Source organism: Niameybacter massiliensis (assembly GCF_001282685.1).
Classification (GTDB): domain Bacteria; phylum Bacillota; class Clostridia; order Lachnospirales; family Cellulosilyticaceae; genus Holtiella; species Holtiella tumoricola.
The window spans coordinates 1,678,699-1,702,899 of sequence record NZ_LN875035.1 but is presented as its reverse complement, the minus strand read 5'-3'; the positions used below and the strand labels follow the sequence as shown (position 1 = coordinate 1,702,899).

Annotated in this window: 25 protein-coding genes and 1 pseudogene; 19 read left to right on the top strand and 7 right to left on the bottom strand. The window is 33.2% G+C overall.

Features of this window, described 5'->3' with window-relative positions; genetic code table 11:
* Window positions 1–21: 21 nt before the first annotated feature.
* Window positions 22–630: an acetate uptake transporter gene (locus tag BN2390_RS13370; RefSeq protein ID WP_053984840.1), complete on the bottom strand. Its 609-nt coding sequence runs from the start codon at window positions 628–630 to the stop codon at window positions 22–24.
* Window positions 631–791: 161 nt separating this feature from the next.
* A complete protein-coding gene (locus BN2390_RS13365; RefSeq protein WP_053984839.1) occupies window positions 792–1,283 on the bottom strand; it encodes an FMN-binding protein in 492 nt (163 codons plus the stop codon).
* Between the two features lie 201 nt (window positions 1,284–1,484).
* Between BN2390_RS13365 and BN2390_RS13360 the strand changes: the two genes are divergently transcribed.
* From BN2390_RS13360 to BN2390_RS13335, 6 genes are all read left to right on the top strand, one after another.
* Entirely contained in the window at window positions 1,485–1,691 is a 207-nt protein-coding gene (locus BN2390_RS13360; RefSeq protein WP_053984838.1) for a 4Fe-4S binding protein, read from the top strand.
* On the top strand, window positions 1,692–2,273 hold the full coding sequence (locus BN2390_RS13355) for a 4Fe-4S binding protein (protein ID WP_053984837.1): 582 nt from the start codon (window positions 1,692–1,694) through the stop codon (window positions 2,271–2,273). It begins immediately after the preceding gene.
* A gap of 86 nt (window positions 2,274–2,359) precedes the next feature.
* Complete coding sequence (locus BN2390_RS13350) at window positions 2,360–2,716, top strand: hypothetical protein (RefSeq protein WP_053984836.1); 357 nt, start codon at window positions 2,360–2,362, stop codon at window positions 2,714–2,716.
* 177 nt (window positions 2,717–2,893) lie between these two features.
* Complete coding sequence (locus BN2390_RS13345; RefSeq protein WP_053984835.1) at window positions 2,894–4,240, top strand: MATE family efflux transporter; 1,347 nt, start codon at window positions 2,894–2,896, stop codon at window positions 4,238–4,240.
* 36 nt (window positions 4,241–4,276) lie between these two features.
* Complete coding sequence (locus BN2390_RS13340; protein ID WP_053984834.1) at window positions 4,277–4,486, top strand: YdeI/OmpD-associated family protein; 210 nt, start codon at window positions 4,277–4,279, stop codon at window positions 4,484–4,486.
* Between the two features lie 121 nt (window positions 4,487–4,607).
* Complete coding sequence (locus tag BN2390_RS13335) at window positions 4,608–5,129, top strand: M23 family metallopeptidase (RefSeq protein ID WP_053984833.1); 522 nt, start codon at window positions 4,608–4,610, stop codon at window positions 5,127–5,129.
* 54 nt (window positions 5,130–5,183) lie between these two features.
* Here the strand turns inward: BN2390_RS13335 and BN2390_RS13330 are convergent, their stop codons facing one another.
* Window positions 5,184–6,515 carry a hypothetical protein gene (locus tag BN2390_RS13330; protein ID WP_053984832.1) on the bottom strand — a complete coding sequence of 444 codons (1,332 nt, stop codon included), beginning with the start codon at window positions 6,513–6,515 and terminating at the stop codon, window positions 5,184–5,186.
* A 512-nt stretch (window positions 6,516–7,027) separates the two neighbouring features.
* Between BN2390_RS13330 and BN2390_RS13325 the strand changes: the two genes are divergently transcribed.
* On the top strand, window positions 7,028–7,339 hold the full coding sequence (locus BN2390_RS13325) for a hypothetical protein (protein WP_053984831.1): 312 nt from the start codon (window positions 7,028–7,030) through the stop codon (window positions 7,337–7,339).
* 209 nt (window positions 7,340–7,548) lie between these two features.
* Window positions 7,549–8,103 carry a P-loop nucleotide/nucleoside kinase family protein gene (locus BN2390_RS13320; protein WP_053984830.1) on the top strand — a complete coding sequence of 185 codons (555 nt, stop codon included), beginning with the start codon at window positions 7,549–7,551 and terminating at the stop codon, window positions 8,101–8,103.
* A gap of 214 nt (window positions 8,104–8,317) precedes the next feature.
* Here BN2390_RS13320 and BN2390_RS13315 read toward each other — a convergent pair whose 3' ends face one another.
* The gene (locus BN2390_RS13315; RefSeq protein ID WP_053984829.1) at window positions 8,318–9,040 is read right to left on the bottom strand and encodes a PrsW family glutamic-type intramembrane protease; all 723 of its coding nucleotides are present in this window, start codon (window positions 9,038–9,040) and stop codon (window positions 8,318–8,320) included.
* A 134-nt stretch (window positions 9,041–9,174) separates the two neighbouring features.
* On the opposite strand from BN2390_RS13315, the gene BN2390_RS22280 reads away from it, so the two are divergent.
* A complete protein-coding gene (locus BN2390_RS22280) occupies window positions 9,175–9,303 on the top strand; it encodes a hypothetical protein (protein WP_271010967.1) in 129 nt (42 codons plus the stop codon).
* 82 nt (window positions 9,304–9,385) lie between these two features.
* On the opposite strand, the gene BN2390_RS13310 is transcribed toward BN2390_RS22280, so the two are convergent.
* Window positions 9,386–10,654, bottom strand: a complete 1,269-nt coding sequence (locus tag BN2390_RS13310) for a ComEC/Rec2 family competence protein (protein ID WP_053984828.1) — start codon at window positions 10,652–10,654, stop codon at window positions 9,386–9,388.
* Between the two features lie 197 nt (window positions 10,655–10,851).
* On the opposite strand from BN2390_RS13310, the gene BN2390_RS13305 reads away from it, so the two are divergent.
* Window positions 10,852–12,498 (top strand): PTS transporter subunit EIIC, encoded by a 1,647-nt coding sequence (locus tag BN2390_RS13305; RefSeq protein WP_242847674.1) that lies wholly within the window; start codon window positions 10,852–10,854, stop codon window positions 12,496–12,498.
* Between the two features lie 73 nt (window positions 12,499–12,571).
* Here the strand turns inward: BN2390_RS13305 and BN2390_RS13300 are convergent, their stop codons facing one another.
* A complete protein-coding gene (locus BN2390_RS13300; protein WP_053984827.1) occupies window positions 12,572–13,048 on the bottom strand; it encodes a peroxiredoxin in 477 nt (158 codons plus the stop codon).
* A gap of 185 nt (window positions 13,049–13,233) precedes the next feature.
* Between BN2390_RS13300 and yaaA the strand changes: the two genes are divergently transcribed.
* The 9 genes and pseudogenes from yaaA (at window position 13,234) to BN2390_RS13255 (ending at window position 22,090) form a co-directional block, all read left to right on the top strand.
* Window positions 13,234–14,004, top strand: coding sequence for a peroxide stress protein YaaA (yaaA, locus tag BN2390_RS13295; protein ID WP_053984826.1), 771 nt, complete (start codon window positions 13,234–13,236; stop codon window positions 14,002–14,004).
* 165 nt (window positions 14,005–14,169) lie between these two features.
* On the top strand, window positions 14,170–14,625 hold the full coding sequence (locus BN2390_RS13290) for an RrF2 family transcriptional regulator (protein ID WP_053984825.1): 456 nt from the start codon (window positions 14,170–14,172) through the stop codon (window positions 14,623–14,625).
* A gap of 12 nt (window positions 14,626–14,637) precedes the next feature.
* The gene (locus BN2390_RS13285) at window positions 14,638–15,078 is read left to right on the top strand and encodes an RrF2 family transcriptional regulator (protein WP_053984824.1); all 441 of its coding nucleotides are present in this window, start codon (window positions 14,638–14,640) and stop codon (window positions 15,076–15,078) included.
* Between the two features lie 27 nt (window positions 15,079–15,105).
* Entirely contained in the window at window positions 15,106–16,395 is a 1,290-nt protein-coding gene (locus tag BN2390_RS13280) for an O-acetylhomoserine aminocarboxypropyltransferase/cysteine synthase family protein (protein WP_053984823.1), read from the top strand.
* 90 nt (window positions 16,396–16,485) lie between these two features.
* Window positions 16,486–17,469, top strand: a complete 984-nt coding sequence (locus tag BN2390_RS13275; RefSeq protein WP_053984822.1) for a LacI family DNA-binding transcriptional regulator — start codon at window positions 16,486–16,488, stop codon at window positions 17,467–17,469.
* Between the two features lie 292 nt (window positions 17,470–17,761).
* Window positions 17,762–19,126, top strand: a pseudogene (locus BN2390_RS13270) (PTS transporter subunit EIIC); the annotation flags it as partial.
* Window positions 19,127–19,246: 120 nt separating this feature from the next.
* The gene (locus BN2390_RS13265) at window positions 19,247–20,704 is read left to right on the top strand and encodes a glycoside hydrolase family 32 protein (RefSeq protein WP_053984820.1); all 1,458 of its coding nucleotides are present in this window, start codon (window positions 19,247–19,249) and stop codon (window positions 20,702–20,704) included.
* Window positions 20,694–21,089 carry an RDD family protein gene (locus tag BN2390_RS13260; RefSeq protein WP_053984819.1) on the top strand — a complete coding sequence of 132 codons (396 nt, stop codon included), beginning with the start codon at window positions 20,694–20,696 and terminating at the stop codon, window positions 21,087–21,089. Before BN2390_RS13265 ends, BN2390_RS13260 begins: the two co-directional genes overlap by 11 nt.
* Before the next feature lie 29 nt (window positions 21,090–21,118).
* The gene (locus BN2390_RS13255; RefSeq protein ID WP_053984818.1) at window positions 21,119–22,090 is read left to right on the top strand and encodes a carbohydrate kinase family protein; all 972 of its coding nucleotides are present in this window, start codon (window positions 21,119–21,121) and stop codon (window positions 22,088–22,090) included.
* A gap of 88 nt (window positions 22,091–22,178) precedes the next feature.
* On the opposite strand, the gene BN2390_RS13250 is transcribed toward BN2390_RS13255, so the two are convergent.
* Complete coding sequence (locus BN2390_RS13250) at window positions 22,179–24,023, bottom strand: flavocytochrome c (RefSeq protein ID WP_242847673.1); 1,845 nt, start codon at window positions 24,021–24,023, stop codon at window positions 22,179–22,181.
* Window positions 24,024–24,201: the final 178 nt, after the last annotated feature.

Sequence of the window (24,201 nt, the reverse complement as noted above, 5' to 3'; positions counted from 1 at the left end):
CTACTCCTTTTATTATTTATATTATTTTTTAAAAATGCCAAATGGTTTACCTACTGGTAAGAATACACGTCCAAAGTGTGTATTAAGTACAGCAGCGCCACATCCGTAGAATGATACAATTGCAATAGCAAGTTCAGCATAAGCTGCTAATTGATGCATTCCATGTTCCATAATACCAAATGAAGAGAATGCTAAACCGATGAATAAGAAATCAATAAGTACAAAGATTGTAAATAATACTTTGTGAGTTTCCATAGCACCAATTGTCATAAAGATAGTGAAGATTAAGTAGCCTAAGAAGGCGAAACCTAATTGTTTACCATCTACGCTAGCTGCTAATGTTTCACCAAATACTCCGTTTTGAATTAACCATGTAAAGCCCATTGCATACCAGAAAAATGCATATGCACCAAAAGCTGTTGCACCGAAAGTGTTATTGTGTTTGAAGTCATGGATACATGCCATAAGCTGAGCAGATGCACCAAGGAAGATTGCCCATGGTAAAACAAGTGATACACCAGATGTAAGTCCTAACTTTTGTGAAGATGCTACTAATGTAACAATAGCAAGCCCGAAAAGACCTAATGCCGAAGGATCAGCAGTGATTACTTTTACTTTAGTCTCGTTCATATTAGTTCTCCTAACAAGTTATTTTAAATGTCCGTTTAATTAAGTCAACAGTAGTTAAAATATCAAATTTTAATGTAATTGTCAATTGAAAATATTAGAAATAACAGAATAGGAACAGAGAATTAAATTTAGGGAGATGATTAGTCACCTCCCTAAATTTATTATTCAGCTAATTTATATGCGCCTCTGTTTAAACCATCATTAAGTGCAGAAATGATTTTACCACTTCTAAGTGTAGCTCCTGAAAGTGTATCGATTACTTCACCTTCTTTGATAGAAGCACTTGATAAACCATCAATTGTTTCAGCGATTTCACCAGGATGGTATAAATCATCAATGGCAGAAATATTTTTACCTACTAAGTGATCAATAAGAGATTGATATTGACCTGCTAATAATACAGTTGTTTCACTTGCATCTTTTGCTAAGAAGTCTGTATCTTTATATTTAAGTTTTCTGTATTTTACTGATTCAATAACATTATCAGTTAAAGCAAATTCTACTTCAACAGTTCCGTCTAAGTATCCCCCACGATATGTACCATTTTTGTAGGTTGGTGTAGTTGCAACAGATGTTTCAGATGTAGGTGCCGCACACCCTACAAAAGATAGTGTAGATAGGGCTACAGTAGCCACTAATAGAAATTTTTTCATTCTAGCCTCCGCTTATAGTTCGTATAGTGCATAACAGATTATGCGGTAAAAGTATAGCATATGTTAAAAGATGGGGCAATAGGAAGAAAATAACAGGATGTATAATGGAATACATAACAGATATGTGACACAGTTACAGAATGAACCCATAATTATCTGTAAGATAAAGATACATTATGAGTTTAATTTTGGGAGGCAGGTATGAGCGATAAGAGAAAAAGAAAAAAAGCAGTAGTAGACTTCAACTATTGTGCAGCTTGTGGTGTATGTATGAATAATTGTCCAGTAGGTGCTATTTCTATTCCAGAAGGAGTAACGGCAATTATTAATTTAGATAAATGTGTGGGATGTACTAAATGTAGTAAAGTATGCACGGCTTCTACAATTGATATGAAAGAGGTAGACTAAATGACAAATAATAAAAAGAAGAAAAAATGGTGGGAATACTTATGGATTTTAACTAGCTTGTATTTTATTTTAGGATTTTTTAATGTTTTATTTGGTTGGCTAGGTATGATTTGCTTTTTGACCCCACTAATGATTTCTATATTTACAGGTAATAAATCATATTGTCATCATTATTGTGGACGTGGGCAACTTTTAGATTTATTAGGAAATAAGCTGAAATTATCTAGGTATCAATCTATGCCAAAATGGATGAAGCATAAGTACTTTAGATATGGATTTTTAATATTTTTCTTAGGAATGTTTGTAAGTATGATTTTTAATAAGTACCTTGTATTTCAAGGAGCACAAAGTCTTAGAGGAATAATTACACTTTTATGGACTATTAAAGTACCTTGGAATATATCTGATGTAAGTATAGTGGCACCATGGATAGCTCAATTTGCATTTGGATTTTATAGTATGATGCTCACTTCACTTATTATAAGTATTATTACAATGATACTCTATAAACCTAAATCTTGGTGTGTATATTGCCCAATGGGAACAATGACACAACTTATATGTAAGACTAAAAAGAGATAACTATTAAGCGGCACGTAGACTGGAACTTATTGCATAATGTTCCCATATACTGGTATAGAGAACATCAGATAAAAGGAGTAGAGCAAATGTATAGACGTGAAGATATGGATAGGGCAAATGGTATTCCACCTAGTCCTCCTCCAAACTTTGTACCAGAAAAAGGAAAAGGTAAGAAGGTTAACTCAAAAGGATACAATGAAACAAGTGAAATCCAACAAGGTGGACCTAAGGGAATGGGACCATCTGTTAAAGCTGTTGACCCAGGTGCAGTGTTCCCATGTCTCTATAGATTTACCTATATATGGCCTGAAAATGGTAGGGGATTCTGGGCTTTTATTACCTATGTAGGAAGGCGCTCAGTAGCAGGTTGGAGATTCATGCGAGGCAGATGGAGATACTTTGGGATGGACTTAAGAAATATTGATGAATTTTATTGTGACTAATTTATAATAACCATAAAAGATAGGGCTATAGGTTGAGAAACTTATAGCCCTATCTTTTATGATCGTTTTCTAGAACATTTAGGTAAAATAGTTAGATGAAAAGAAAGTAATAGATTGAAAATTTCGTCCAATAGTCATATCATGTATAGGTAAATATTAAGTAAAGAAGGAATGAAAATGGCATCTATAACAGATATGACAGAAGGAAAACCAAGCAAAATACTTTTTAAATTTGCTATTCCTATGTTAATAAGTGTAATTTTTCAACAGCTTTATAACATTGCAGACAGTGTAGTAGTAGGACAATTTGTTGGAGCTGATGCGCTAGCAGCAGTTGGGGCATCCTACCCTATAACAATGATCTTTATGGCTGTAGCCACGGGTTCTAATATTGGTTGTAGCGTTGTAATCTCCCAGCTATTTGGGGCAAAACAGTATGAGAAGCTTAAAACTGCAATAAGTACTTCTCTTATATCTATTATTACATTAAGTATATTCATTACAGGATTAGGCCTTTGGGGTAGTGGGCTTTTAATGACTTTATTACATACACCAGATAATATTTTTCAAGATAGTGCACTTTATTTAAATATTTATATTGGAGGATTAATCTTTCTCTTTTTATATAATATTTGTACAGGAGTATTCACAGCATTAGGTGATTCAACTACGCCGTTATGGTTTTTGATTGCTTCTTCTATAGGGAATATAATACTAGATATACTCTTTGTGGTTGGATTTAAATGGGGAGTAGCAGGTGTGGCTTGGGCAACTTTTATTGCACAGGGTATTGCATCTATACTTGCGGCTTTAGCTCTTGTTAAAAGAACGAAACAAATTCATACAGAAGAACATTATCCGAAGTTTTCAAAAGAGATGCTAGGACGTATTGCTAAAGTAGCTATCCCAAGTATTTTACAACAGAGTTTTATATCAGTAGGCAACCTGTTTATTCAAGGGCTTGTAAATAGCTATGGGTCGAATATAATTGCAGGCTATTCTGCAGCTATAAAACTTAACACGTTTGCAATTACATCATTTACCACGATGGCAAGTAGTCTATCTAGTTTTACAGCTCAAAATATAGGAGCAAAAAAAATACAGCGTATAAAAGAAGGATTTAAAGAAGCATTGAAGCTTATGATTTGTGTTGTTATACCTTTTATATTTTTATTCTTCTGCTTACCAAAGCAAATGATACAAATTTTTATGAATGCAACTAATATAGAAGCTATAAAAGTAGGTGAAACTTTTCTTAGAATTGTAGCCCCTTTTTATCTAGTTATTGCAGTTAAGCTTATGGCTGATGGTATATTAAGAGGAGCAGGTGTCATGTGGGCTTTTATGGTTACAACTTTTTCTGATTTAATTTTACGTGTTATCTTAGCTTTTATTCTTGCTATACCATTTGGATCAACAGGTATATGGCTTTCTTGGCCAATTGGATGGGTAATTGCTACAATTATTTCATGTATTTTTTATTTTAAAGGAATCTGGCATAAAAAAAATGAAATGTGCGAATAACAAATATATAAGCGATCATTTAAGGAGGCAAAAGAGATGTATGACTTAGAAGATGATGGTTTACCTCTTGGACTCACAATGCAACTTGCCCAAGATGAAGATGCGATGCGTTATTTTGCAACACTACCTAAAAGTGAACAGGAACATTTGATTGAATATATTAAATCCTCAAAGACAGGTGATGAAGCTAAAAGGCGTATTGACGAAGTTGTTGAGCTTTGCCAAAGAGGAGAAAAATTTTATTAAGCTTAAATAAACCGTAGACAAAGGAGGTAGAAATACCTCCTTTTAATTATTTACTAACCGATATAAATAATATATAGTTAAAATATATAAATTAATATAAAAGAAAGGAGAGAAAATACGAATGAAGAAGAAATATGGATGGTTAATAGGGATAACTCTATTTTTAGGCATACCATTAATAAGTTTTGCACAAACAAATCTTTTATTTAAATCACCAGTAGAAGGCATATCAAGGATGTTAGCACCTTTTGGTGAAAATAGAGGTGGATATACTCATGAAGGTATAGATATTGATATACCAATGTTAACACCTCTGTATGCAGTTGAAGCAGGTACTATCACAAAGGCAGCACCAGACTCTAAAGGTGTGAACAATGGTGGTGGACATATGGTATTTATTGATCATGGAGATGGTATTGAATCTCGCTATATGCATATGAGTTTATATGCAGTAAAGGCAGGGGATAGGGTAGAAGCAGGAGACTTGATTGGATTTTCAGGAGATAGTGGAGATGCAACTAAACCACTTTTGCATTATGAACTAAGAGTAAATCAAGTACCGGTAGATCCGGCATTTATATTTGAAGTAAAAGAAGAGATAGTAGAACCTGTGGTGGAACCATTTTTAATACCTCAGACTTAAAGCACTATACATATAGAAAAGACGAGTATCATCCTAGAATGATACTCGTCTTTTCTATATATTACTAGATGAATCCTGTGTGGTAGAAGTGGGTGCTTCAGGTGTATATGAAAGTATATTATAGATTAGATCAGAAAGAGAGGAAGAGGTTACAGGAAGACCAAGATCAAAGTAAAGTTTTTCTGGGAAAGATAAGCAGAATTTTGGGAGTTGTAAATTAAGTAAAGCACATTTTATAACTTCAAAGTCCTCGCAATTTTGGGACCAAGTATTAATGAAGGTATTATAAAGTGGCTGAGTAGGGAGTAAATTGATATAAGTACTATTAGCAAGTAAGGCTGTAGGTAAATCACAAGCAGTAACAAAAGTATTGAAAGTGTATAGGGGAAGTTTGAAAGTAGCGTGATAGTAATCTAATAATTGAGTAGCTTGAGTAATAAGCATTTGTGCACGTCTATTTTCGGTCTGATATCTCGTTGAATTTATTGTCAAATCAGTGATGCCAGTTGAATGAGTATCAGTATCAGATTTAACACATTGATTGGCATTAGTATTTGAAAGGCTATTGTTTAATGTATCTGTATTTCCTTTATTTGAAGAGGTATTATTATTTTGATTAACTGTAACAGAAGTGCTTTTATTGGAGTTTAGGGTTAATGCTTGGGTGCATGAATTAGAGTTGTTATGGGCAGAAGTTGTTGTTTTCCCTTCAGTACAGCTTGTATTTTGGCTCTGATTAGTATTAGTCGTATGGGTATCAGTACAGGTAGTGGTATGATGATGATGATGATTACATTCATAATTTCTAAAGGGTGTAAGGGCAGTAAATAGTTCTTGTATATTGTTAGCGGATTGATTATAGATAGTGTTGCATAGAGGTGTAGCAAAAAGAAAAAATTTAAAGCATTGTCCCTTAGTTTGATTTAAAAAATCAGTGAAAAATGAAGAGGTAAGTTGTGTAGAATCAGGAGTTAATGTTGTAGATACAATACTATTTATATTTTCAGGATGTAAAGATGAAATATCAATCCTATGATTTTTATTATAGAATAACTTTTGAAATAATTGTACAGAACAGTTAGTATTAGAATCAGAACGTAAGCCTATATAAAAAATAATTTGAGTTGATGTTACATCTATAATAAAAGAAAAGGTAGTGCACATTGAATAAAGGCTAATAAGTAAAGTACTTATAGTAGAAAGTTCATAATAGGTTGGAGAAGTAGAAAGCTGAAGTTTAAAATAGCTAGGACAATTGCAATCAGATAATTCCTTAAAGGGGACGAGAGTAGCAGTGTGCAGATTACAATAATAATTTTTATAAAAATGAGTTTCACTTTTAAGAAAGAGATCATTGAGTCTTTGATCTTGGTAGAAATCAGTCATAGCGAATACCTCCGTCATATACTCATATAAATATATGCAGTTCTTTATATAAACTAGCACTGAATAGATTGTACACAATAGACGAATAATAAAAAAGAGTAGATGATAGGACATCTACTCTTTTAAGGATATGCTAATTAGTGAGTTATTTTAAAGATAAACTCAATAGAATACTTATAATAAAATATGTGTGTAAATAATAATTCTTTTAAAGAAAAACTTTTATCGTAAGTATTTAAATAATTGACAAGAGTATTATATAAAATAAGAAATTTAATTGCAAGAATAAATTAAATAAAATAAATTAATTATTTTGTATTTGAGTTTTTAGTTAAGCAAAGTAAAAGTAAAATAATAAAATAGGTTATAAAAAGATTAAAAAACGAATGAATTATTTTGTAAAATTAAAAATATAATATTAAAAATATAGTTACTATTTCATGAAAATGGTTTATAATATAAGTATTAATTAGACATATTAAATAAAAACATGATCTGGAGGGAGTGTTGTTATGGGAGTAGCTACAACTATTGCATGTGTACCTGTTGGTGAAGAAGGAGAAGAACAACGTTCAAGTAGAAATTTTTGTGTAAATCATTTACCACATGATAAGCATTTGGTATGGCACGTTATTTCACAAGTAGGAGACAACAACATAAGTTTTGATGTAAAGCAAAAAGGACCTTCTGGTATTAATGTACTAAAATATGAAAATATTACCGATGGAATGATTACAGATTATGAAGCACTTAGAAATCTGTATATTGCCAATCCGCATAATGCAACAGGACATTTTATGGTAAGGGTAGAGACATGTGAATAAATCATTATAAGTACAGGTTATAAAGGATCTGTACTTATTTTATTGCAAAAAAATATTTTTTTACTTAAAATATACTTAAGAAATGTTGTAAAATCAAGTAAAATGTAGTAATATGAAGAATACTGATGTAACAGTTATAAATTACATATTCTAATAGTAGAACACCGCAGATGGTGTCAAAAAATTCAGTTAAGAAAGTGAGAAATACAATGAAAAAAAGATTATTTCTAGTAGGTTCTCCACCAGCAAGTGGAAAAACTTTTGTATCAAAAAAATTAGCAGCAAAATTAAATAATCCAGTTTATCTTGACAAAGATACGATTATTCCACTCTCAATGGCAGCTTACAAAGCAGCTAATGAGCCATATAATAGAGATTCAGAGTTCTTTAATAAATTCTTAAGAGACCCTGAATACGTAGCTATTCTTGACGTAGCATTTGAAGCATTAGAATTCAACGATAATGTTATTGTAAATGCACCATTTACAAAAGAGTTTAACAATGAAGCATACGTAGCTGAGCTTAGAGCTAAACTTGCTGAAATTGATACTGAACTTGTTATGGTTTGGGTATACTGTGATTTAGAAACAATTCATCAACGTATGATCGAAAGAGCTTCTGACAGAGATACTTGGAAACTTGAAAATTGGGATGAATATGTAAAAACAAAAGATAATAGCAAACCAGCTAATAAAGAAGTTGTTGTTATTGAAAATAAAGATGAAGAAAGCGTTGAGAGACAACTTCAAGAAGCATTCTTCTAAGTCGAATAATGAAAATATAGGGTTTGTAACACTCGGCGCGCGGGTGTAACAAACCCATTTTTTGTTTAACCAAAGACTAAAACAAGAAGAAAAATGAGCGTTACTAAAAAAAGAATATAAATGATCCAACTGGATCCAAAATCACTAGTGGGATTGCCACAATAAGGACAAAAACGGGTCATAGGTTCTAAGTGTTTACTACAATGGAGACAGTTCAAAGAGATTCAACCTCCTCGCACTCGGCAATTTGAACAGCATATAAGGATTTTTCAAGATGTCTCTTAATAAGTTCAGCGCCTATTAAGTAAAAGGAGCCTAAAACCACACAAGCAAAAATAAGGCCAAGTAAACTTTGGGTATAAGTATAGTAGCATAAGCAGAAATTCATAAAACCATGAAAGAATGAAGCGAAGAATAAACCTTGTAAGAAGTAGCCTATTTTATATGTATGATGTTGTAGATATAATGTGTAGAAGAAGCCAAATACAATACTATAAAAAAGATGACAAGGTGTAGAGACAAAATTACGCAATAAAGCTAAAAGTAAATCACCATCATAAATAAAGATGTAGAGTAAATTTTCCAAAGCTGAAAAGATGCAAGCAGAGAAAAGAAGATAAAAAAGTATATCTTCTTTACGCCTAAGTGATTTAAAACCTTTAGTAGCAATATAGACAGCGATGAATTTTGCAAGTTCTTCTAATGGTGCAACAGTAATCAAGTTTTCTACAAGTATATAGGTAGCACTAGAGGATGTAAATAAATTACTTAAAGGTTCTTCTAAAAAGAAACTGCTTAGAGAAACAAGAATGGCAGCAATTACTTCATAAAGAATAATCTTAAATATAATTTTATCAATAGGGAGAGTATATTTGGGATTCTTAAATAGTAAGTAGATAACAATAATAATAAAACTAATGGAAAGTAAATAGCTCACAGAAATCCCCCCTTCTTAATCATATCCTTTGATAGGAGGGAGTATGACTTTTTTTATAACAGTAGGTATGTTATTGCTCTTTAATATAAGCGTTCGCATATACTATTACTATAAGAAAAAATTGGGGGGATACTATGCAAGATTCAGAAATGATTAAGTTGATATTTCACTTGCATAAAATAGGTATAAGTACTAGGGATATTGGCTGGCTTGTTCACTTAGATGCAGAGGAAGTTGAAAATATATTATTCTGGAGAGATTAATAGAAAAAAGGAGAGTGCGAAATTCGTATATGAATTTCGTAACTCTCCTTTTTTGATATAGAACAGTTAGAAAACTTGGATACTAGTGGCAACGATCACAAGGATCAAATTTGCCACTTTCAGCTTGGGTACCACTTAAGATTGTTTTACTTTTAGAAAGTGCTGAACAGTCTTTAGTGGTATGATAGCTTTTACCATTTGGTGTCCAGTAAATAGTTTTTTCTGTAGAACCTGTAGCATTAGTTATGCTTTGTGTGTTGGTAGTAGTATTGATATTATTAGTACTGTTAGTGTTACTGCTAGTAGTATTGTTGCTATTAGTACTGCTAGCAGTATCCGCTTTTGAACCACGGTTATAGCTACCAACAGGGCACTCAGTAGTAAGCCCATTTCCTGTTGAAGTAAAGATAATATCACCACATTCATCTGAACGATGTACTTCAATTTGTGCTTTTTCAAGTTTTTGAACTGTTTCTATATGAGGATGTCCATATTTATTTGGATTAGCGGCTAAAATAACGGCATATGTAGGACTTAATTGCTCTAGGAAACCATCAGTTGTACTACTATGAGAACCATGATGACCAACTTTAAGTAAATCTACTCCTGTCATTTGATTTAAAATTTCAGCTTCAGTTTCTTTTTCAGCATCTCCTGTAAAGAGGAAGGTATCCTCACCATGAGTAAGACGAATAACTAAAGATTGTTCATTAGTTGTTGAACCACCATTTGTATTAAAGACTTCAAAATAGCTATTTTCTAATTTAAATTGTTTGCCTTCTAAAGGAACACTAGGCTGAAGGTTTTTATCCATAGCAGCATTAATAAAGTCTCTATAAACTTTAGTATCAGCATCACCATTTGCTACAAATAGATATTGAGTAGGAAATGTTTTAATAACAGTGTCTAGCCCGCCAATATGATCAGCATGTGGGTGTGAAGCAATAATATATTCAAGTGATTGGATATTTTGAGCCTTTAAATACTCCATAACTTTTTGGTCATCATCAGTATCTCCACCATCAATAAGCATAGCTTTTACCCCGTCTTTAATCAAAATGCTATCACTATTTCCTGTATTGATGAAATGAACCTCTACTTGACTAGTTGAAGTAGAGCTATTTGATTCAGATACAGCTGAATCAGGTAAAGTGGTATCTGGTAGGCTGACTTCAAGTTCACCGACTTCAGAAGTAGTAGAATTTTGTGTAGTGGATTCAGAGGTAGCTGAGTCTCCTTTAGGTATTTCGGTTGTAGCAACTGGTGCACAACCGGATAAAAAGATTAAAGAACTTAAAAGAAGTACTTTTGTTTTGCAAAGTGAAGAAAGTTTTTTGTTTAATTTAGTCATGTGAAGCTCCTTGTAGTAAATAGAATGTAAATATTAAGTCGATAAAATGTAAGTATAACAATAGGATTAAAAGACTAGTGTTATAAAGATTACAGTTTATAATATCATAAATTATTTGAAGTTAGACATAAAAATTGGGTTATGGTGAAATCCTATAATAAAATAATGTCCATTCTGAATTATAGGAGGAAAAACAAATGATGAGTAAAGTCTTTGGAGTATTACAACGTGTTGGTAAGGCATTTATGTTACCAATAGCACTCCTACCAGCGGCTGGGATCTTATTAGGAGTAGGTGGAGCACTTTTAAATCTAACAACCCTCGAAAACCCACCTGCCATTTATATAGGACTTATTCAATTTATTAGTATTGGATGGGTTACAGCCATTTTAACAATTATGAAAAATGTTGGTGATATTGTATTTGCCAACTTACCTTTATTGTTCGCAATTGGTATAGCAGTAGGTCTTGCGAAATCAGATAAAGGTACAGCAGCGCTTGCTGCAGCTATTGGATTCATTATTATGCATCAATCTATTTCAACAATGCTATCTTTAGGTGTAACATCATTAGGCGTTCTCACACCAGGTAATGTGTCAGATGCATATAGTACTTATGTTACAACAACATTAGGTATTTTTACATTAAATATATCTGTATTTGGTGGGATTGTTGCTGGTGTAACAGCAGCTATTTTACACAATAAGTATCATAAGATTCAGTTACCCCAAGTATTAGGGTTCTTTGGAGGTTCAAGATTTGTACCTATAGTAACATCTGTTACTATGTTAATTATTGGTGTTATTTTAGCATTTATTTGGCCATTCATCCAAAATGGTATTGCAGTAGTAGCAGGATGGGTAAATAGCTCAGGTCCAATTGGTACATTCTTATACGGTACAATAGAACGTGCACTTATACCTGTAGGATTACACCATGTATTCTATACACCATTCTGGTTTACTGGATTTGTAAGATCTAATGTATTGCTTGATGGTGGTGGTACTATGCTTGTAGATGGTGCTAATACAGCTTACTTTGCACAGTTATCTAACATGGGGGCACTTGTTGGTGCACCACAAAGTGTTATGAATGAAGTTGTAAGTACAACCACTCGTTTTATGGCAGGAAAATTCCCATTTATGATCTTTGGTTTAGGTGGAGCGGCTCTTGCTATGTATAAAACTGCAAAACCAGAAAGAAGGCAACAAGTAGGTGGATTACTTGCTTCAGCAGCACTTACTGCAGCGTTAACAGGTATTACTGAACCAATGGAATTTGCTTTCTTATTTGTTGCACCAGTTCTTTATGGTGTGCACTGTGTGATTGCAGGTTTATGTTATATGCTTATGGATATCTTAAATGTATTTGTAGGGATGACATTCTCTGGTGGTTTAATTGACTTTAGTTTATTTGGCCTATTACCAGCAGGAGCAGGTGTACCAACTAACTGGTTCTACATTGTTATAGTTGGGGTTATTTTATTCCCTATTTATTATTTTATTTTCAGCTTCTTAATTAAAAAGATGGATTTAAAAACTCCAGGTAGAGAAGATGATGAGGATGTACACGGCTCACCGGAAGCACTTGGAGAAGAAGGGAGCCTACCAGAAGCTATCCTTGTAGCGTTAGGTGGTAAAGAGAATATTACAAACCTAGATGCTTGTATTACCAGGTTACGTGTCTCTGTTAAAAATGTAAAAAATGTTGATAAAGGACGTATTAAAGAACTAGGTGCAAGTGGTGTTATGGAAGTAGGAGATAACATACAAGCTATATTTGGAGGACGTTCTGATAATATTAAAAATGATATTCAAGACATTATAGATAGATCATCTAAATAAGCGAGTAATTAAGTTATTAAATGATAGAAGGAGCTGATGCATGTTTTATGCACTAGCTCCTTTTTGAAATTTATTATAGAGATTCTGAAAGTGCACATTTAACGTTATCAACGTGTCCAGCCACTTTTATTTTACGATAGATTTTTACAAGTTTTCCAGTTTCATCAATGATGAAAGTACTTCTTTCAATACCGATGCCTGTACGGCCGCACATTGTTTTTTCTTTTAATACATCATAGAGTTTACATACCACTTCTTCTTTGTCAGAAAGAAGCACAAAGGGTAAGCTATATTTATCGATAAATTTAGCATGAGCAGTAAGTGTATCACGACTAACACCTAGAATTACTGTATTTTCGCTTGAGAAATGTTCATATTGGTCACGGAAAGCTTCGGCTTCTTTTGAGCAGCCAGGGGTATTATCTTTTGGATAAAAGTAAAGAATTACTTTTTTACCGATATAATCACTTAACTGATGCGTTTGTCCATCTGAGCCTGGTAAAGAAAAGTTTGGTGCTTGCATACCTTCTACTAATTCGATATTTTCCATATTAAAACCTCCGAGCAAAGAATTTATTTAATAATAATTATTATATAAATTCTTTTGTTTGTAAAGTGGTAAATAAATTTTATATAATAGAATAAGTAAAATAATAAATTGTTTAATAAATTAAATAGATTAAATCAATTGCTTAATGCCATTAATAAAGTGAGTGAGAAGAACAGGAGAATGAAATGATTACAATTATATCACCAGCAAAAATTTTTAGAACGTTAGAAAAACAAGAATATAAGACATACAACCCTTTGAAATTTCATGAAGAGAGTGTGGAACTTATTGAACTGTTAAAAAGATATACAGAACCAGAACTGGCAAAACTTATGAAGATGTCCGATGAACTAGCCAAGATAAACAGTGAACGCTACAAGAATTTTGCAGATATAGAAGAGGTAAATGCGTATGAGGCACTTTTATATTTTTATGGAGAAGCTTATAAGGGATTAGAAGCATCCACATTAGATCAGCCAACGTTAGCATATCTTCATGAACATGTTTGTATTTTATCAGGCTTATATGGAGTAATCCAACCTCTTGAATGTATTAAGCCTTATAGGTTAGAAATGGGAACTAAGTTTACTAATTCAGTAGGAAAAGACTTGTATGCATTTTGGAAGGACAGGCTTACAACGCATATGATGAAGGCGCTGGAACGAACAACAGGCGATCAAATACTTTTGAATTTAGCATCTGATGAGTATAGTAAGGCACTTCAATTAAAAATAATACAAAAGCAATTTCCGGTTATAAAAGTAAGCTTTAAAGAGAAGAAGGGAGATAGCTATAAAGTAGTAGGTATGTATGCTAAAAAGGCAAGAGGCTTAATGGTACGTTATATAGGAGAAAATAGAATAGACACCATAGAAGCTATCAAAAGCTTCAAAGAGGATGGATATGAGTTGAATATAGAAGAGTCGTCTGAGGAGCATTTTGTATTTACAAGATAGGTACGTACATTTCTTGATTTATCAGAGTCATATAGGAAGTTAAATGAAATGTTGACATAAGAAAAAACATTTAAAAATTTCATAAAATTTATTGACAATTAAGGGGTGTAGGAATAGAATCTTTATCATAAAAGTAGGAAATAAAAACACCATAGAGGAATCCTTATGAAAATTTCATTAAAGGCACAATATGCAATCGAAGCAATGGTATATTTAGCACATCTATCAAATGGTAATCCTATTCAATCTAAAGTGATTGCATCAAAAATAGGAACTACAGAAAACTACCTAGAACAAATTTTCTTTAAGCTAAGAAAAGCACATCTAATTACTTCTGTAAGAGGAACTAAAGGTGGGTATCTTATCAAGCAACCATTAGAGGAAATTACAGTAAGACAAATTTTAATGGGGGTAGACGAAAAGATAGCTTTAGTTCCTTGTGTAGAAGAAGGGAGTAAATGTAACTGTAAACTTGGCGACATTTGTACAACTAAAAGGTTATGGCAAAAGATGAATCAATCAGTAGCTGCGTATACCGAACAAGTTACAGTATTTCAACTATTAGAAGAGTACTTAAAGATGTTACAAGAAAGGTATGGAGAGGTAGAATACTATCTTTAGGAGGACATGAAGATGAAAATATCTACTAAAGGAAGATATGGACTACGTGCAATGGTTGATTTAGCTACCCACTCAGACAAAAAGCCTATATCTTTGGGAAATATAGCCAGTAGGCAAGGTGTATCTATTAACTACTTAGAGCAAGCTTTTGCACTTTTAAAAAAGGCTAAATTAGTACAAGGAACTAAAGGACCATCAGGCGGATATCAATTAGGTAAAGCACCCGAGGTGATGAAGGTCATAGAGATACTAGAAGTACTAGAAGGTAATTTGTGTATTGAAGAGCCAGAGATAGATGACGGAGATGACTTAATGAGATGTTGCATTAAGAAGCTGGTTTGGCAACCTATTGATGAAGAACTTCAAGAAGCATTAACAGATATGACCTTACAGGATTTACTACAGGATTACTATCAGCAAAAAGAGTGTGAAGGACTTATGTTTTATATCTAAATTTATGAGTAAAGAGGGGATGAATTTATGGAAAGAGCATTACATTTTGAAACATTACAATTACATGCAGGGCAAACACCTGATCCAGTAACAAAATCTAGAGCAGTACCTATTTATCAAACTACGTCTTATGTATTTGATAATACAGAGCATGCGGAGAACTTATTTGGGCTTAAAGAGTCAGGAAATATTTATACCAGATTAATGAACCCAACTACTGATGTGTTTGAAAAAAGAATGGCAGCACTTGAAGGAGGTATAGGGGCACTAGCATTAGCTTCAGGAGCCGCAGCGATTACAGCAGCAATTTTAACCATTTTAAGAGCAGGAGATGAAATTGTAGCAGCTTCAACTTTGTATGGAGGCACTTATAATTTATTTGCTCATACATTACCTCAGTATGGTATTCATACAAATTTTGTAGATCCAGATGATATAGATAACTTTAAGAAGGCATTAAATGAGAATACAAAAGTGATTTACATAGAGTCAATAGGGAATCCAGGTATTAACATTATTGATATAGAGGAAGTTGCAAAAATTGCACATAATCATCATATTCCACTTATTGTAGATAGTACTTTTGCGACACCTTATTTATTAAGACCTATAGAACACGGTGCGGATATTGTAGTACATTCGGCTACAAAGTTTATTGGTGGGCATGGTACATCTATTGGAGGAATCATTATTGATAGTGGAAAATTTGATTGGTTAGCTAGTGGAAAGTTTAGTAATATGACAGAACCAGATGAAGGCTATCATGGTATACGTTATGCACAAGATCTAGGAGAAAGTGCTTATATATCAAAAGCAAGGGTACAGTTTTTAAGAGATACAGGTGCATGTATTAGTCCATTTAATGCCTTTTTACTTCTACAAGGATTAGAAACATTATCTTTACGTGTAGAAAGACATATAGAAAATACACATAAACTTATCACATTTTTAGAAAGTCATCCTCAAGTTGCTTGGGTGAATTATCCAAGTAGAGCGGAGAGTAAATATGAAGGACTTTGCAAAAAGTATTTTCCAAAGGGAGCAGGATCAATTTTTACTTTTGGAATAAAAGGCGGCGAAAAAATTGTAAGAAAGTTTATTGATAACTTAGAAATAGTATCTCAGCTTGCAAATGTTGCAGATGCAAAGTCTTTAGCTATTCATCCTGCAAGCTCAACACATCAACAACTTACAAAAGAAGAACAAAAAGGGTGTGGTGTAACAGATGACATGGTGAGATTTTCAGTAGGACTCGAGAATATTGAAGATATTATTATAGATATCAAAGAAGCAATTGAAAAAGCTATAGCCCAGTAGTCATTAATCTTTTACGTTGTCAAAGATAGAGGAGTATGTTAGTCTTAAAGCACAAACGTATATTATTTTAAATATAGATTAGGTGACGATATGAACATAAGTAAAATTGCTACCTTAGCAGGTGTATCCAATGCAACTGTATCAAGATTTTTAAACAATGGATACGTAAGTCAAGAAAATAGGGAAAAAATACAAAAGATAATTGATGAAACAGGATATATTCCTTCAGCTCATGCGCAGACATTGAGAACTAAAAAGACTAATTTAATAGGAGTGATATTACCTAAGATTAGCTCAGAAGCAGTAAGTAGAATTATAGAAGGGGCTGGCAAAGAACTTACAGAAGCAGGCTATCATATTTTACTTGGGAATACAGATCTTAACATCCAAAAGGAAATCGAATACTTAAATATTTTTAAGAATAACCAAGTAGATGGTATTATCTTTGTAGCCACAATCTTAACTCCAGCACATTTAGAAGTTATGGAGAAGATTAAGGTGCCTATTATTGTTGTTGGGCAACAGGTGGAAGGATATTCTTGTGTATATCATGATGACTTTGGTGCTGCTTATACCCTTACGAAAGAATTTATCCAAAAAGGTTGTAAACGTATAGGATATATAGGTGTAACTGAAAAAGATATAGCAGTTGGATATGAGAGAAAAAGAGGTTTTATGCAAGCATTACAAGATAGTGGAATTGAGGTACAACAAGAGTTAATTAAAATAGGTGATTTTTCAGAGGAATCAGGTTATCAAGCTATAAATGAGTTAATGCAGCTAGATAAACGTATAGATGGTGTATTTTGTGCAACAGATAAAATTGCAGTAGGTGCACTAGAATGGATGAAAGAAAAACAACCTGAACAAATAGAGAGAATCAAGTTTGCAGGTATAGGAGATTCGGTTTTAGCAAAAGCTATTTCACCTAAGTTAGCTTCTATGCATTACTACTATAAAACGAGTGGTAAGGAAGCTGCAAAGATGTTATTAGATGCTATGCAATCAGAGACTAAGATGATTAAGGAAGTTAAGCTTGGGTATGAACTAAAACTCCGAGAGAGCTTTAAATAAAGAGAGACTGTTTTAATAGTCTCTCTTTTTTTATTTAATAAAAAATTTAGTGAAATCAAAGATGTATAAGTGTATATCAAAGATAGAAATTGTGCAATTTATACAATGTAAGAAATTGTTTTTGTATAAATACATCTATTTACAAATAGAGATAGAGAATCGTATAATAAAAATATAAAATGTGAAAACGATTACACATTATACATAAGAAAACAATAGAAAAATTAAACGATAAAAGTAGTTTTTTTTTACAGACTATGAAATCGATAACACATTAACAGGGAGGTTTAAAATGGATTACAGAAAAGTAGCAGAACTCATTTTAAAAGGCCTAGGCGGTCAAGAGAACCTAGTATCAGCTGCACACTGTGCAACAAGACTTCGTTTAATTATTGCTTCTAACGAAAAAGTAGATAAGCAAGCTATCGAGGATATTGATGGTGTTAAAGGTGTATTCTTTGCATCAGGTCAACTTCAAATCATCATTGGAACAGGTACAGTTAATAAGGTTTATGCAGAACTGATGTCTTTAACAGGAGGCAAAGAAGTTTCAAAAGAAGAAGTGAAAAACATGGCAACAGCTAATACAAATAAGTTTAAACAATTAATTAAAACATTAGGAGACATATTTGTACCAATTATCCCAGCGATCGTTGCAGGTGGGTTAATGATGGGGCTTACAGAAGCTGTAATGTTTGCTGTAAATAATGGATTCATTGATTTTAATACTCAAAGTTCAGTGTTTGTATTTTTAAAATTATTTAGTAACGTAGCTTATATTTTCTTACCAATCTTAATAGGATTTAGTGCAGCAAAAGTATTCGGTGGAAATCAATATCTTGGAGCGATCATTGCTATGATTATGATCCATCCAGACCTACAAAATGCATGGACCGTATCCACAGAAGGTTATCAAGTAATGCAAAGTGTATGGGGTGGCTTATATGAAATCCCAATGGTAGGTTATCAAGGACACGTTATTCCTATTGTTATAGCAGTATGGATTATGAGTAAGATCGAAACAAAACTTCATAAAATTGTACCAGAAATGCTAGACTTATTTGTTACACCACTTGTGACTGTTTTTGTTACAGGATACTTAACATTAACAATGGTTGGACCAGTATTTGTATTTATTGAAAATGCAGTATTAACAGGTGTACAACAACTTATTGCATTACCATTTGGTGTTGGTGGATTTTTAATGGGTGGTATCTATGCATCAACAGTTGTAACAGGTATTCATCATATGTACTCAATTATTGACTTAGGACAGATTTCACAATATGGATATACTTATTGGTTACCAATTGCTTCAGCAGCAAACATTGCTCAAGGTGGAGCAGCACTTGCAGTAGCAGTTAAAACAAAAAATACAAAATTAAAAGCATTAGCTTTCCCAGCTGCACTTAGTGCAATGCTTGGGATTACAGAACCAGCAATCTTTGGTGTTAATTTAAGATATATGAAACCATTTATTGGTGCTTCTATTGGGGCAGCATTTGGTGCACTTTATGCATCTATTGTAGGACTTGGTGCTACAGGTACTGGTGTAACAGGAATTTTTGGAATCCTTCTTCACTTACATGCACCAATTCAATACTTAATCCTCTTTGCTATTTCATTAAGTGTGGCATTTGTAATGACTTTAGTACTAGGATGGGATGAAGAAACAAAATAAGATATTAAATATATAGGGCTGTCATAATGTACTTTTATTTCATATAGAGAAGGAGTATTTTGTGACAGCTTCTTGTAGTTGAACAGGAGAATAATCATGAATGCTTTAAATAGAGACTTAAAAAAATTGACACAAATAATAGAAGAAAAAGAAGCAGGGAGAATTTTGAAAGACTCTTATGCACTCAAATTTCACATTATGCCAAAGGTAGGTTGGCTAAATGATCCCAATGGACTTTGCCAGTTTAAAGGAAAATATCATGTATTCTTTCAATACTCGCCTTTTGATGAAAAGGGTGGATTAAAATTCTGGGGGCACTATACAAGTATAGATATGATACACTGGAAAAATGAAAATACAGCCTTATATGCAGATCAACCATTTGATTGTCATGGTGTTTACTCAGGTTCAGCATTAATTGACGAGAATAAAATGTATTTATACTATACTGGAAATGTGAAACAAGTAGGTAAGCATGATTATGTCACGACAGGTAGAGAGCATAATACAGTCATGGTTGTCAGCGAAGATGGTAAAACTTTTACACATAAAGAGCTTCTTATGACAAATGAAGACTATGGAAGCGAGATGACTTGTCATGTACGCGATCCTAAAGTATGGAAAGAAGATAATATGTACTATATGGTTCAAGGGGCAAGAGATAAAAAGGATAGAGGACAAATCTTACTCTTTGCATCAGAAGATAAAATAGTCTGGAAAGTTATTAATAAAATTCAAAGTGAAGATGTGTTTGGATATATGTGGGAGTGTCCAGATTTCTTTGAACTAGATGGGCAAAAAGTTTTATTATTATCTCCACAAGGGATTGAAGCTGATGGAATAAAGTATAATAATATTTATCAAAGTGGTTACTATGTTGTAGAAGGTGATATTACAACAAGTGAATATGCCTTAAGTGGCTTTGAGGAGATGGATAGAGGATTTGACTTCTATGCACCACAGACATTTATAGATGAGCAAGGAAGACGTATTTTGATTGGGTGGATGGGGTTACCTGATATTGATGATCTATATAGCAATCCAACGACAGAACATGGTTGGCAACATGCCCTTACAATTCCTCGTGAACTTCATATGAAAGAGGGCAAACTGATTCAACAACCTATAGAAGAGTTAAAGAATCTAAGAAGTAAAGTAGTTGGCCTAGAATTAAAGGAAAATAATACAAAGATTCAGCTACCAGCTCATACATTTGAATTAGAACTTATGTTAGAAACGCTTAAAAAGGATTTAAAGATTATTATAAGAAAAGGTGCAGTTCTTGAATATAAAGCGGAAGAAAAAGTAATTTCTTTAATATTTGATGAATGTGGTTATGGACGTGACAAGAGAAGTGTCCAAATAGAAGTAGTGAAAAATATCCGTATATTTGGAGATACATCATCACTTGAAATTTTCTTAAATGACGGAGAAGAAGTCTTTACATCACGTTACTATCCAAGTACAGAAGAAAATCAAATTGAAGTTGAAGGAATAGAGCTAAATGGAAAATTAAATTTATGGGAAATGAAGGCGATAACTATTGAAAACTAAATTAATTAGTAGAATAGGAGCAGTACTTTTCGATAATATAGCAATCTATGCATTAGGACTTGGAGTACTTATACAACTAGGTGTACAAACAAATAAGGCACTTTTTATGATGAGTTTGATATTTGTACTTTATAGTATTCTTACACCTATATTTTGTAGAGGGTATCAGTTAGGTAAATATTTATTGGGTATGAAGATTACCACAGAAGATTACAAGCAACCTAATGTGTGGAGGTTTATAGTGAGAGAACTGAGTAAAATCATGTACGCTATACCATTAATAGGTATTGGATTTCTGCTTGTTTCTCAGTTTTTGATGGCAAGAAGAGAAGATGGAAAAGCATTACATGATTTAATTGCAGGAACAAGAGTTATTCGTGTATAAGAAATAGAAGATAAATAGGAGAGTAGAATATGAAAAAAATCTTTGCTATAGGTGAAGCATTAATTGATTTTATCCCAAACCAAAAAGGGTGTGCACTAAAAGAAGTAGTAAGTTTTGAACGTGTAGCAGGGGGAGCACCAGCTAATGTATGTGCAGCAATTTCTAAGTTAGGTGGAGAAGCTAAATTTATTTCTCAATTAGGTAAAGATGCCTTTGGAGACTATATTATAGAGGTATTAGAAGAAGCAGGTGTAGGATGTGAGTATGTTCTAAGAACAAATAAAGCAGGCACAGGACTTGCATTTGTATCCTTAAAAGAAGATGGTAATAGAGATTTTTCTTTCTACCGTAATCCAAGTGCGGATATGTTATTAGAAGCAAATGAGATTAAAGAAGAATGGTTTGAAGAGTGCTATGGTTTACATTTTTGTTCAGTAGATTTAGTGGAATCACCAATGAAATCAGCTCATAAAAAAGCTATTAACAGTGTATTAGCACATGGTGGAATTATAAGTTTTGATCCTAATGTACGTTTACCATTATGGGAATCAGAAGAGGCATGCCGACAAGCAATATTAGAATTTTTACCCTATGCTCATATTATTAAAGTTTCAGACGAGGAACTTGAATTTATTACGGGATTTGACAAAATAGAAGATGCACTTCCTGACTTATTTAAGGGAAATGGAGAAATCATAATTTATACAAAAGGTGGAGATGGTGCTGAAATTTATACAAGAAACAAGAAAGCACATGTCCCAGGCAATAAATTGAATGTAGTAGATACGACAGGAGCAGGTGATTCTTTTATTGGTGCATTTTTATTTATGCTACTTAATAATCAAGTAGATCAAGGAGCACTAGGAACACTTAATGAAGAAGAACTAGTAGACTATTTAAGTTTTGCAAATGATTATGCAGGATATAGCACATTAGGAAAAGGTGCTATTGGATCGTATGCAACATTAGAAGAAATTATAAAGTTTAGAAGCAATAAGTAAGAAAGCAACAGGAAAATCTAAAACCTCCTATATAACTAGTTATTACGCTAGTTATATAGGAGGTTTTTAGTGTTTGATGATTATAACATTATTGAGCAGTTGATAAAGCCATATTAACAGCTTCAAATACAGCTGAACTTGAGTTAGAAGCACCTGTTACAGCGTCAATACCTTCTGTAGATTGGCTGTAGATAATGCTTGGAATTAAATCATTTTGAATAGACATAAAGATTGTAGATGTTTCATGATGTTCAAGTACTTCAATTGTATCAATGAAACCATCTTTTACAGTAACTTCGACTGAAATTTTACCATTATTTCCTGTTGCTTCACCTTGGTATGTACCATCTTTATATTGAGGTTTAGCTTCTTCATTAATTTTTGGTTGGTCAGCTTTATCTGTTTCAGTAGAAGTAGAAGTAGTAGCAGCACCGATAAAGTTATTATCAGACTTAGCAAGTGCAGCAGCATTTGTACCAGCTTCACGACCAAATACGATAATATCAGCTAAAGCATTTCCACCTAAACGTTCAGCACCATGTACACCACCAGTTACTTCACCAGCAGCAAATAGGCCATTTATTGGATTACCTTCTTTATTAATAACTTGTGCATCAGTGTTAATTTTGATACCGCCCATTGTATGATGAACACCAGGAGCCATAGGAATAGCATAGTAAGGTGCTTTAGTGAAAGGAATTTCCATGCCTGCACTACGATTAAATGCAGAATCTGTACCACTTTCTACAGCTTTATTCCATGTATCAATGGTTGTTTTAAGTGTAGTACCATCCATGTTAAGTGCACTAGCAAGTGCTTCAGGTGTTTCACCTTCTACTGTTAGGCCTTGAGCTACATATTTTTCAATAGCTTTTAAGCTTTCACGAACAGTTTGATCAAAGACTAAGTAAGCAGAACCACCCTCTTGTTCTAAGATAGCAGCAGATACTTTGTCACGAGTGGACATTTCATCTGTGAAACGCTCACCTTTGGCATTTACAAGGATAGCTCCGTTACCACGAACAGCTTCAGTAATAAGTGCTGCAGTTTCTGTATGTACTGTTGGATGAATCTGAATTTGCTCAATATCTGTTAAGTCTGCACCAAGTGCTTCAGCAAGAATAATACCATCACCAGTTGCACCAGGTTGATTTGTTGAAATAAAACCATCTAATTGTGGTTGGTATTGTGTATAAAGTTCTGGGTTGTTACCAAAACCACCAGAAGCAATAATAACTGCATCTGCTTTAATTGTATAATTTACTTTTTCTCCATTTACAGTTTCAATTGCTTTAATCCCTGTTACGTTATCGTTTTCATAAATAACTTCTGTAGCTTCTGTATTAAGCATTGTTGTAATGTTACGGCTGGTTGTATTTTGGAAAAGTACATTAACTAAGTGGTCGCCAACAGGAGCACCACCAGTAGGCCTATGAGCACGCTTAAATGATGCACCACCTAAAGAACCTACATCAGAAAGGTCTGCACCTAAATCTGTAAGCCATGCTATAGCTGGAGCTGCATTTTCTGTCATAAACTTAACAAGTTCAGGGTCATTAAGTTCTTCTCCACCTTTCATTGTATCAGCGAAGTGAACTTCTACTGTATCTTCAATACCAGCTTCTTTTTGGAAAGCTGTACCAGCAGCATTAATACCACCAGTTGCACGAGCAGTATTTCCTCCTACGAATGGCATTTTCTCAACAATAATAACATTTGCGCCTGCATCATGGGCTTCAATAGCAGCGCTTAATCCGCCACCACCAGCACCAATTACAATAACATCTGTTTCAAGGATATTTTCCTCAGATGATTCAGTTGTCTCAGTTTTGATTTCAGTTTGTGTGCCAGAAGGTGCATTTGCACATCCAGCTAATAGGGATACTGATAAACCTAAGCAAGCTACGAGTGATAAAAGTTTTTTTATCTTCATGTTGTCTCTCCCTTTAATAAAAATTTAACAATAAAAGTATAACATAAGTTATTTATAGATAAAATAGGATTACATAAAATGGCAAAAGTAAAAATAATTAGGTATTAGTTTAAAAATATAGAAGAAAAGGTATGGAGTACTTATAAAAGTCTTAAAATAATTTTGTTAATAATTTTAT

Bases quoted from the DNA above. Each gene is read 5' to 3' on its own strand.
- BN2390_RS13370 (WP_053984840.1), bottom strand. From the start codon at position 630: ATGAACGAGACTAAAGTAAAAGTAATCACTGCTGATCCTTCGGCATTA.
- BN2390_RS13365 (WP_053984839.1), bottom strand. From the start codon at position 1,283: ATGAAAAAATTTCTATTAGTGGCTACTGTAGCCCTATCTACACTATCT.
- BN2390_RS13360 (WP_053984838.1), top strand. From the start codon at position 1,485: ATGAGCGATAAGAGAAAAAGAAAAAAAGCAGTAGTAGACTTCAACTAT.
- BN2390_RS13355 (WP_053984837.1), top strand. From the start codon at position 1,692: ATGACAAATAATAAAAAGAAGAAAAAATGGTGGGAATACTTATGGATT.
- BN2390_RS13350 (WP_053984836.1), top strand. From the start codon at position 2,360: ATGTATAGACGTGAAGATATGGATAGGGCAAATGGTATTCCACCTAGT.
- BN2390_RS13345 (WP_053984835.1), top strand. From the start codon at position 2,894: ATGGCATCTATAACAGATATGACAGAAGGAAAACCAAGCAAAATACTT.
- BN2390_RS13340 (WP_053984834.1), top strand. From the start codon at position 4,277: ATGTATGACTTAGAAGATGATGGTTTACCTCTTGGACTCACAATGCAA.
- BN2390_RS13335 (WP_053984833.1), top strand. From the start codon at position 4,608: ATGAAGAAGAAATATGGATGGTTAATAGGGATAACTCTATTTTTAGGC.
- BN2390_RS13330 (WP_053984832.1), bottom strand. From the start codon at position 6,515: ATGACTGATTTCTACCAAGATCAAAGACTCAATGATCTCTTTCTTAAA.
- BN2390_RS13325 (WP_053984831.1), top strand. From the start codon at position 7,028: ATGGGAGTAGCTACAACTATTGCATGTGTACCTGTTGGTGAAGAAGGA.
- BN2390_RS13320 (WP_053984830.1), top strand. From the start codon at position 7,549: ATGAAAAAAAGATTATTTCTAGTAGGTTCTCCACCAGCAAGTGGAAAA.
- BN2390_RS22280 (WP_271010967.1), top strand. From the start codon at position 9,175: ATGCAAGATTCAGAAATGATTAAGTTGATATTTCACTTGCATAAAATA.
- BN2390_RS13310 (WP_053984828.1), bottom strand. From the start codon at position 10,654: ATGACTAAATTAAACAAAAAACTTTCTTCACTTTGCAAAACAAAAGTA.
- BN2390_RS13305 (WP_242847674.1), top strand. From the start codon at position 10,852: ATGATGAGTAAAGTCTTTGGAGTATTACAACGTGTTGGTAAGGCATTT.
- BN2390_RS13300 (WP_053984827.1), bottom strand. From the start codon at position 13,048: ATGGAAAATATCGAATTAGTAGAAGGTATGCAAGCACCAAACTTTTCT.
- yaaA (WP_053984826.1), top strand. From the start codon at position 13,234: ATGATTACAATTATATCACCAGCAAAAATTTTTAGAACGTTAGAAAAA.
- BN2390_RS13290 (WP_053984825.1), top strand. From the start codon at position 14,170: ATGAAAATTTCATTAAAGGCACAATATGCAATCGAAGCAATGGTATAT.
- BN2390_RS13285 (WP_053984824.1), top strand. From the start codon at position 14,638: ATGAAAATATCTACTAAAGGAAGATATGGACTACGTGCAATGGTTGAT.
- BN2390_RS13280 (WP_053984823.1), top strand. From the start codon at position 15,106: ATGGAAAGAGCATTACATTTTGAAACATTACAATTACATGCAGGGCAA.
- BN2390_RS13275 (WP_053984822.1), top strand. From the start codon at position 16,486: ATGAACATAAGTAAAATTGCTACCTTAGCAGGTGTATCCAATGCAACT.
- BN2390_RS13265 (WP_053984820.1), top strand. From the start codon at position 19,247: ATGAATGCTTTAAATAGAGACTTAAAAAAATTGACACAAATAATAGAA.
- BN2390_RS13255 (WP_053984818.1), top strand. From the start codon at position 21,119: ATGAAAAAAATCTTTGCTATAGGTGAAGCATTAATTGATTTTATCCCA.
- BN2390_RS13250 (WP_242847673.1), bottom strand. From the start codon at position 24,023: ATGAAGATAAAAAAACTTTTATCACTCGTAGCTTGCTTAGGTTTATCA.